Origin of the sequence: Sinomonas sp. (genome assembly GCF_036848755.1) — a bacterium.
Taxonomy (GTDB): Bacteria; Actinomycetota; Actinomycetes; order Actinomycetales; family Micrococcaceae; genus Sinomonas.
The window spans coordinates 1-7,780 of the sequence record NZ_DAIUJO010000143.1 but is presented as its reverse complement, the minus strand read 5'-3'; the positions used below and the strand labels follow the sequence as shown (position 1 = coordinate 7,780).

The following is a 7,780-nucleotide window of genomic DNA, read 5'->3' as shown; positions in this document are numbered from 1 at the left end:
CGCCTAGGATGGAGGGCGTGTTCCGCATCCTCTTCTACACCCCCGAGATCCCGGGCAACACGGGCAACGCCATCCGCCTCGCCGCAGTGACCGGGTCGGAGCTCCACCTCGTCGAGCCGCTCGGCTTCGACTTCGAGGACACGAAGCTGCGCCGTGCGGGACTCGACTATCACGACCTCGCCGTCGTCACGGTGCACAGGAATCTCGAGGACGCTTTCGCCGCGCTCCTGCCGTCGCGGGTCTTCGCGTTCACCTCCCACGGTGACGTGCCCTTCGCCGACGTCTCCTACGCACGAGGCGACATCCTGTTCTTCGGCCCCGAATCGGTGGGCCTTCCGGCGGACGTGCTCGCTGACCCGCGCGTCACGGCCCGCGTCCGGTTGCCGATGGTCCCGGCACGGCGCTCGCTGAACCTCGCCAACTCCGCCTCGATCGCTGTGTACGAGGCGTGGCGGCAGAACGGCTATGACGGCGCGCAACTCTGAGCTGCAGCGCTAGAGCGTCCGTGGGCCGTTGGAAGCTGGGCCGTCAGAAGCCGGCGATCGTCTGCGGCGAATTGACCGCGACCACGTGGAACGCCTCGGCCGATGCGCCCGCGCCGAGGCCCGACGCCGCCGCCGTCGCCGCGAGCTTGGCCCGGACGAACCGTTCCGTGGCGGCAACATCAGGATGCTGGCTCAGGTGCACGCGGATCGCCTCGAGCTTCGCGTCGACGTGCTCGGTGATGTCCACGACGTGATTCACGCGCTCGTCGGGCGCGCCGTAGAGCCAGAGCCACGGGACGCGGTAGGCGTTGAGGCCCGCCGCCTCGAGCTCCGGGTAGGCGTAGGGGTTCTCCGCAGCCGGGTAGACGGCCCGCGTCACGGCCTCGCCGCAGGCGAGATGGTCCGGATGGGACATCTGGAGGCTCGACCAGTTGCGCTCCGGGTGCATGGCGACGACGACGTCAGGCCGCAGCGTCCGGATGAGCCGGACGACGTCGCGCTGCACGTCGTGCGTGGGCTCGAGATAGCCGTCGCGGTAGCCGAGGAAGTGCACCTCGCTGACACCGACGCGGGCTGCAGCAGCGCGTTGTTCGTCTCTGCGCAAGGCGACGATCTCGGGACGGTGAGCCGGGTCGAAGCCGCCCGCATCGCCGTCGGTCATGATGCCGTAATGGACCTCGACACCCTGGGCGGCCCACGCGGAGACGGTCCCGGCCACGCCGAAGTCGAGGTCGTCAGGGTGCGCGCCAAACGCCAGGACCTTCCGCACGTCCTCGCGTCCCAGCAGGCCGCCCGCGGCAGTAGCCACTAGGCGCGACGCCGCTTGATCTCTTCGGTCGCCTGGGGAAGGACCTTGAACAGGTCCCCGACCACCCCGAAGTCGGCGATCTCGAAGACAGGCGATTCAGGATCGGAGTTGACGGCCACGATGACCTTCGCCGTCTGCATGCCGGCTTTCTGCTGGATGGCCCCCGAGATGCCAGCCGAAATGTAGAGCTGGGGGGAGACGGTCTTGCCCGTCTGGCCGACCTGCAGGTCGTGGCTGATCCACCCGGCGTCCGTCGCGGCGCGGGAGGCGCCGACGGCCGCACCGAGGGCATCGGCGAGCTCCTCGATGGGTCCGAAGTCGCCATCGGTTCCGCGCCCGCCAGCAACGACGATGGCTGCCTCGGTGAGCTCGGGGCGGCCGCTGCGAGGACGGTCCGCGCGTGCGGTGATGCGTCCGGCGCGTGCAAGGGCGTCCTCGGGAACGGGAACCGCCTGCACGGCCGGCGCCTCGGCGCGAGGCGCCGGGTCAGGAGCAGCGTCGGCAGCGCCTGGCTTGACCGTGAAGACAGCGACCGGGCTTGTCACCTTCGCACGGACCTCATAGGAGCCGGCGAGAACCGACTTGTGGGCGGTGCCGTCGGCCTCGAGTGCCACGACATCGGTGATCACTCCGGCGTCCAGCCGCACACCGAGGCGCCCCGCGATCTCCTTGCCCTCGAAAGAGTTGTCGAGGACGACCGCGCCGGGCTGTGCAGCGGCCGCGACGGCGGCGAGCCACGCGGCTTGCGGTGCGACGAGGTACCCCGAAAGGTCGGTTCCGCCCGGCGTGTAGACGGTCTCGACACCGTGCTCGCCGAGCTCGCGGACAACGGCGTCGCTCGGCTGGCTGACGACAGCGGCGGAGACAGGGCCGAGGACACGGCCCGCGGCCAGCAGCTCGAGCTGTGGCTTCCTGAGGCCGTCGGCGGGGATAACGTCGAGGTAGACGAGGGTTGCAGTCATGGTCATCTCTCCCGCTAGACGAGCTTCTGGGCGGCCAGGAAGTCGACGAGCTTGACGCCGGCGTCGCCCTCATCCGTGATGATGGTTCCCGCCACGCGTGCAGGGCGCGGCTCAGCCTGCTCAACCCGGGTGAGGGAACCGGCGGAGCCAACCTGACCCGCATCGAGACCGAGGTCCGCGAGACCGAACGTGGCGATCTTCTTCTTCTTCGCCGCGAGGATGCCCTTGAAGTTCGGATACCGCGGCTCGTTGATCTGGTCCGTGACTGACACGACGGCAGGAAGGTCGGCCTCGACGGTATCGGAGGTCGTCCCGCCGTCCCGGCGGATCACGGCTGTGCGCCCCTCCACCTCCAAGCTCGATGCGAACGTGAGCTGCGGAAGTCCCAACCTCTCGGCGAGCTGGGTCGGGACGAGCGACGTCTCCCCATCCGTGGACGCCATTCCCGTGAGCACGAGGTCGACGTCGCCGACCGCGCGGACCGCGGCCGCGAGCACGAGCGACGTTGCCCATGCATCTGAACCGGCCAGAGCATCGTCGCTCACGTGAGCTCCGGAAGTCGCGCCGATCTGGAGCGCCTTCTTGAGGGCGTTGGCGGCGTCCGGCGCTCCCATTGTGAGGGCGATGACCTGGTTGCCGGCCTTCTCTCCGCCCCGGGCCTCGCTGAGCTGAAGAGCGGCTTCGAGGGCGTACTCGTCAAGCTCGGACAGGATGCTCTCCGAACGCTCAAGCGTCCTGTCAGGACCGATGTGACGGTCGAACTGAGCGTCAGGGACGTGCTTGACGAGCACGACGATCTTGAGGGTGTCTCCCACGGTTGAGGACCTTCCGTAGTGTTGCGTCCGTCGCTGGTGGCGCACATGGCGCTGGTGCCGCGGTGAGACCGCGGGCAGACCCCGGGACGCACCGCGCCCTGGGAACCTTAGCTAACCATACGCGCTGGCACTGACGCGCGAAGGGCAAGGCGCCCGGCCTTCGCGAGGGGAAGCGTCACGGAACGCCACGAAATGTCATGAAACGACGCGATACTGCCCAGCGCCCGGAGCTGGCGCGTGGCCAGGGCAGGAAAGAGGCTCCGCCCTCGCTCCTCGGGGAGAGGAGCGAGGGCGGAGCCTTCCGGTGAGGCGCGGTCAGGGGACCCGGCTCATCGCCTACGGATCGATCAGGACGACGCGGCGCCGAGGGTCACGTCGACTGTCATGCTCTGACCGTTGCGGTTCAGCGTGACCTTGACGGTCGAGCCGGGTGCCTGTTCGCGGACGGCTGCCGTGAGGCCGCTCGCGTCCTCGATGGCGAAGTCGCCGAAGTGGGTGATGACGTCCCCGGCCTTGATCCCGGCCTTGTCGGCGGGTCCGCCGCTTGTCACCTGCGCGACCTGGGCACCGACCGAGAACTGCGAGTTTGAGTTCCCGTTGGGCGTCGCAGGCTGGACGGAGACCCCGAGTTGGCCATGGGTGGCCTTGCCACTCGAGATGATCTCCTGCGCGATGCGCTTCGCGTAGTCGATCGGGATGCTGAATCCGACACCGATGTTGCCGCTCTGGCTCGTGCTGCTCGTGCTGCTGCCAGTCGAGGCGATGGCGACGTTGATCCCGACGAGCTCACCGTTGGTGTTCAGCAGCGCGCCCCCCGAGTTGCCGGGGTTGATGGCCGCGTCGGTCTGGATCACGTTGATGCTGATCGTGCTCTGGGCCTGCGACTGCTGCGACTGCCCGAACGGCGGCGCGAACTGGAAGCCCTGTCCACCCTGCCCTTGCTGCTGGTCTCCACCCTGGGGTGCGGCAGACGACGCGACCGAGATAGTGCGGTTCAGGGTTGAGACGATGCCGTCCGTCACCGTGTTCTCGAGGCCGAGCGGGGCTCCGATCGCGACCACCGTGTCGCCGACATTGATCTTGCTCGAGTCGCCCATCGTGATCGGGGTGAGGTTGGCGCCCTTGATCTGGATGACGGCGAGGTCGGAGAGCGGGTCCGTTCCGACGACGGTGGCCGAGTAGACGTTGCCGTCGCTCGTGCGGACCTCGATGTTCGGGTTGGCAACCTGCCCGTCCAGCGTCACGACGTGGGTGTTGGTCAGGATGTGCCCGGAGTTGTCCAGGACCACGCCGGAGCCGGTGCCCTGTGAATTCCCGGATGTGACCCCGATGGTGACGACGCTCGGCGAGGCCTTCGCCGCGGCAGCAGTCACGGCGTTGACGCTGTTCTGGTTGTTGACGATGACGGGACTGTTCTGCGTGGTGTTGACCGAAGCCGCGCGCGGCGCGAGCAGCGAGTAGCCCCCGGCCGCGACGCCGCCGCCGACGAGCCCCGCCACCAGCATGCCCGCCACAAGCACTCCGGTGCCCCAGCGCCGGGGCTGACCCGAGCGGCCGGACGTCGGCGGAGCGAACGATGAGCCCCCCTGACCTCCCTGACCATAGGGATACTGCTGCCCGTAGGGGCTGGACGGTTGACCGTACGGACTCGCGGGGCGGCCGTACGGCGATTGGCCCTGGCCGTACTGGCCCTGCTGGCCCGGCTGCCCGTACTGGCCCTGGCCATACTGGCCCTGGCCCTGGCCCTGGCCCTGGCCCTGGCCCTGGCCCTGGCCATACTGCCCAGGCTGTCCGTACCGGCCCGGCTGGGGCGCCTGGCCCGGCTGGGGCGCCTGGCCCGGCTGGGGCGCGTGACCCGGCTGAGCGGGCTGACCGTACTGCCCGTAACGGGGTGCGGGCTGGCCGGGCTGACCAGCCGAAGACTGGCCCGGCTGGGAAGCCGTGTGCTGGCCGGAACCCTGGATCGGGGCCGTCGGCGCCGTGTCGGAGCCCGGACGGCCTTCCGCACCGTGCGGGGCGACGCTCGAACGCTCAGGCGTCGCTCCGCCCTCTGTCGCCTGGCCGCGGTCCGGGGCCGGGTTCTCTGGGGTTTCGCTCATGCTCCTCATCCTTTCGTGTCCTGCCTACAACTATGGACCGCGATGCTGTGCGCGACTCATCTGTTCTCTGGGAGGTTTCTGGAAGTCAGCCGAAAGCCGCAGCCCTGCCCATGAGCCCCAACGATCCGACGTCGTCGGCCGTTCGCCCTGTTCGCTCGGGGCGCACCTCTCGCCGGTGGATTCGCGCGGAAAGGCGCCTCTAGAATCGAAGCGACACGCCACAGCGTCCCGGCGGCACGTGGCCGAATGCGGGGGCGCTGAGGCCTTCCGGGGCGGTCGCCCCGGAGCCGAGCGAAGGGCTGTGCAGTGCGATCCACGCTGAAGACTCTCCTGACGGCTGTCGGCGCCTTATTGCTCGCGCTGATGCCGGCCGCGGCACCCGCATGGGCCACGGACCCCGTGGCCATTCCCTCGGGGACCAACATCGTCGATCCCAGTGGCGCACTTGGGACCCGGAAAGCCGACGTGCAGGCCGCGATCTCAAGTCTCCTCTCTCAGCACAAGCTGAATCTCTATGTCGTCATCGTGGACTCGTTCACCAACCCGAGCGACCGGGCGGCGTGGGCGCAGGCCGTAGCCAAGAACAAGGGCATGGGGACGTCAGACGTGCTCCTCACCATCGCAACGGCGGGCCAGTACGAGCTCGTGGCGAGTACAGCCAACACGAAGGTGTATCCGAAGATCAGCACGATCGCACAGAACGCGATCACGCCCAATCTCGCCAACGGAAAGAAGGACTACGCCCAGGCGGCCGTCGACACCGCGAAGGCCGTGGGCGACGCCGCGGGCGGCGGCAGCGGCGCCGTCTCCTCCGGTACCGATGCCACTCCCCTGCTCGTGGGCGCTGGGGTCCTCGTCGCAGCGGGAGCGGCGGGCGCCTACGCCCTCTCCCGCCGCAGGAGGTCAAGCGCGCTGGGGCAGGGAGCGCCCTCCGCCCCCTCGGACCCGCTCGCCGGCGTGCCCGTCGAAGAGCTGCGCCAGCGTGCCAGTGCCCTTCTGGTCCGGGCGGACGACACGATCAAGTCGAGCGAGCAGGAGCTCGGGTTCGCCGAGGCTTCCTACGGGTCCGACGCCGTCGGAAACTTCACGAAGGCCCTCGCCGACGCCAAGGGGCAGCTGAGCGAATCGTTCAAGCTTCAGCAACAGCTCGATGACCACATCCCTGACACCGAACAGCAGCAGCGGGCATGGCTTGGGGAGATCATCCACCGCTCTCAGGCTGCCATCCAGTCCCTCGCTGATCAGAAGGCGGACTTCGACGCGCTCCGTGAGCTCGAGCGCACCGCTCCTGCAGCACTCGACAACGTCGCCGCCGGCGTCCAGCAGGCCACAGCACGGCTGGCCGGGGCGGAGGGCACCCTGACCACCCTGAGCGATCGCTACTCCGAGTCCGCAGTGCGGCAAGTGGCAGACAACATCAGCCAGGCAAAGGATCGACTCTCCTTCGTCGAGTCCGCATCGGCTCAGGCGCGCCAGCAGCTCGCAGCCAACGAAACGGGTCCCGCGGCCGTTTCAGTCAGGGCAGCTGAGGAGGCGCTGCATCAGAGCGTCGTCCTTCTCGACGCGATCGACAAGGCCTCGGCGGCCCTCGACACCGCGCGGGCAAGCCTCGACAGCGCGATCGCCGACACCGAGAACGACCTCGCGCAGGCCAAGGCCATGGTGCAGGGTCAGCAGCATGCCGAGCTCGCAGGCCCCATAGCCGGCGTCGAATCAGCCCTGGCCCAGGCCAGACAGGAGCTTGCCGGCAGCAAGGTCGACCCGGTCTCGCTCCTGTCGCGGATCGAGAAGGCGCACCAGCAGCTCGACGACGTCCTGGCGGGCGTCCGCAATCGGGAACAGCAGGCTCAACGCGCCACCGCTGCTCTCCAGCAGGAGATCCGCACTGCGCAGGACACCATCAGCGCCACGAGCGACTACATCGAGGCCCGCCGAGGCGGGGTTGGCACCGAAGCACGCACCCGCCTCGCGGAGGCACAGCGAAACCTCGACTACGCCCTGAGCATTGCCCAGAACGACCCGACCTCCGCCCTAGCTTACGCACAGCAGGCAACAACCCTCGCTCAACAGGCCGCCCAGATCGCACAGCAGGACGTCGATCAGTTCTCCGGGTTCGGAGGCTTCGGCGGAGGCGGCGGCCGCAGCTACGGTGGCGGTATCGGAGGGGCAATCCTCGGCGGCATCCTCATCGACAGCATCCTCCGAGGCGGGCATCACGGCGGTGGCGGCTGGGGAGGCGGTGGCTGGGGAGGCGACGGCGGATTCGGCGGAGGCGGTGGCTTCGGCGGCGACGGCGGAGGCTTCGGCGGCGGGAATGGCGGCGGCTTCGGCGGCGACGGCGGAAGCTTCTGAGCTGAAGAAAACTGACCACAACAGGCCCCGGCGTACGTGTCGGGCCATGAAGGGAGCACCACACCATGGCAAAGCAGTCGATCTTCGGGCGCATCGCGCAGCTGGCCAAAGCCAACATCAATGGGCTGCTCGACCAGGCGGAGGACCCCCAGAAGATGCTGGATCAGATGGTCCGCGACTACAGCAACAACATCGCCGAGGCAGAGTCTGCGATCGCGCAGACGATCGGCAATCTGCGGATGCTTCAGGAGGACCACGC

General features: G+C 68.7%; 7 protein-coding genes. 3 read left to right on the top strand and 4 right to left on the bottom strand.

Annotation, left to right across the window (positions count from 1 at the left end; all coding sequences use genetic code 11):
* Positions 1-17: 17 nt before the first annotated feature.
* On the top strand, positions 18-485 hold the full coding sequence (locus V7053_RS16725; RefSeq protein WP_334173403.1) for a tRNA (cytidine(34)-2'-O)-methyltransferase: 468 nt from the start codon (positions 18-20) through the stop codon (positions 483-485).
* 43 nt (positions 486-528) lie between these two features.
* On the opposite strand, the gene V7053_RS16720 is transcribed toward V7053_RS16725, so the two are convergent.
* The 4 genes from V7053_RS16720 to V7053_RS16705 all read right to left on the bottom strand — a co-directional run bounded on the left by V7053_RS16720 (position 529) and on the right by V7053_RS16705 (position 5,169).
* On the bottom strand, positions 529-1,293 hold the full coding sequence (locus tag V7053_RS16720) for a PIG-L deacetylase family protein (protein ID WP_334173401.1): 765 nt from the start codon (positions 1,291-1,293) through the stop codon (positions 529-531).
* Positions 1,293-2,255, bottom strand: a complete 963-nt coding sequence (locus V7053_RS16715; RefSeq protein WP_334173400.1) for an electron transfer flavoprotein subunit alpha/FixB family protein — start codon at positions 2,253-2,255, stop codon at positions 1,293-1,295. The genes V7053_RS16720 and V7053_RS16715 overlap by 1 nt, the downstream gene beginning before the upstream one ends.
* 14 nt (positions 2,256-2,269) lie before the next feature.
* Positions 2,270-3,070, bottom strand: coding sequence for an electron transfer flavoprotein subunit beta/FixA family protein (locus V7053_RS16710; protein ID WP_334173399.1), 801 nt, complete (start codon positions 3,068-3,070; stop codon positions 2,270-2,272).
* A 347-nt stretch (positions 3,071-3,417) separates the two neighbouring features.
* Positions 3,418-5,169 (bottom strand): S1C family serine protease, encoded by a 1,752-nt coding sequence (locus V7053_RS16705; RefSeq protein WP_334173398.1) that lies wholly within the window; start codon positions 5,167-5,169, stop codon positions 3,418-3,420.
* A 306-nt stretch (positions 5,170-5,475) separates the two neighbouring features.
* Here V7053_RS16705 and V7053_RS16700 point away from each other — a divergent pair, with 306 nt between their 5' ends.
* Entirely contained in the window at positions 5,476-7,521 is a 2,046-nt protein-coding gene (locus V7053_RS16700; RefSeq protein WP_443022658.1) for a TPM domain-containing protein, read from the top strand.
* A gap of 65 nt (positions 7,522-7,586) precedes the next feature.
* Positions 7,587-7,780: PspA/IM30 family protein (locus tag V7053_RS16695; protein ID WP_334173397.1), on the top strand; the 194-nt coding region annotated here is incomplete at its 3' end.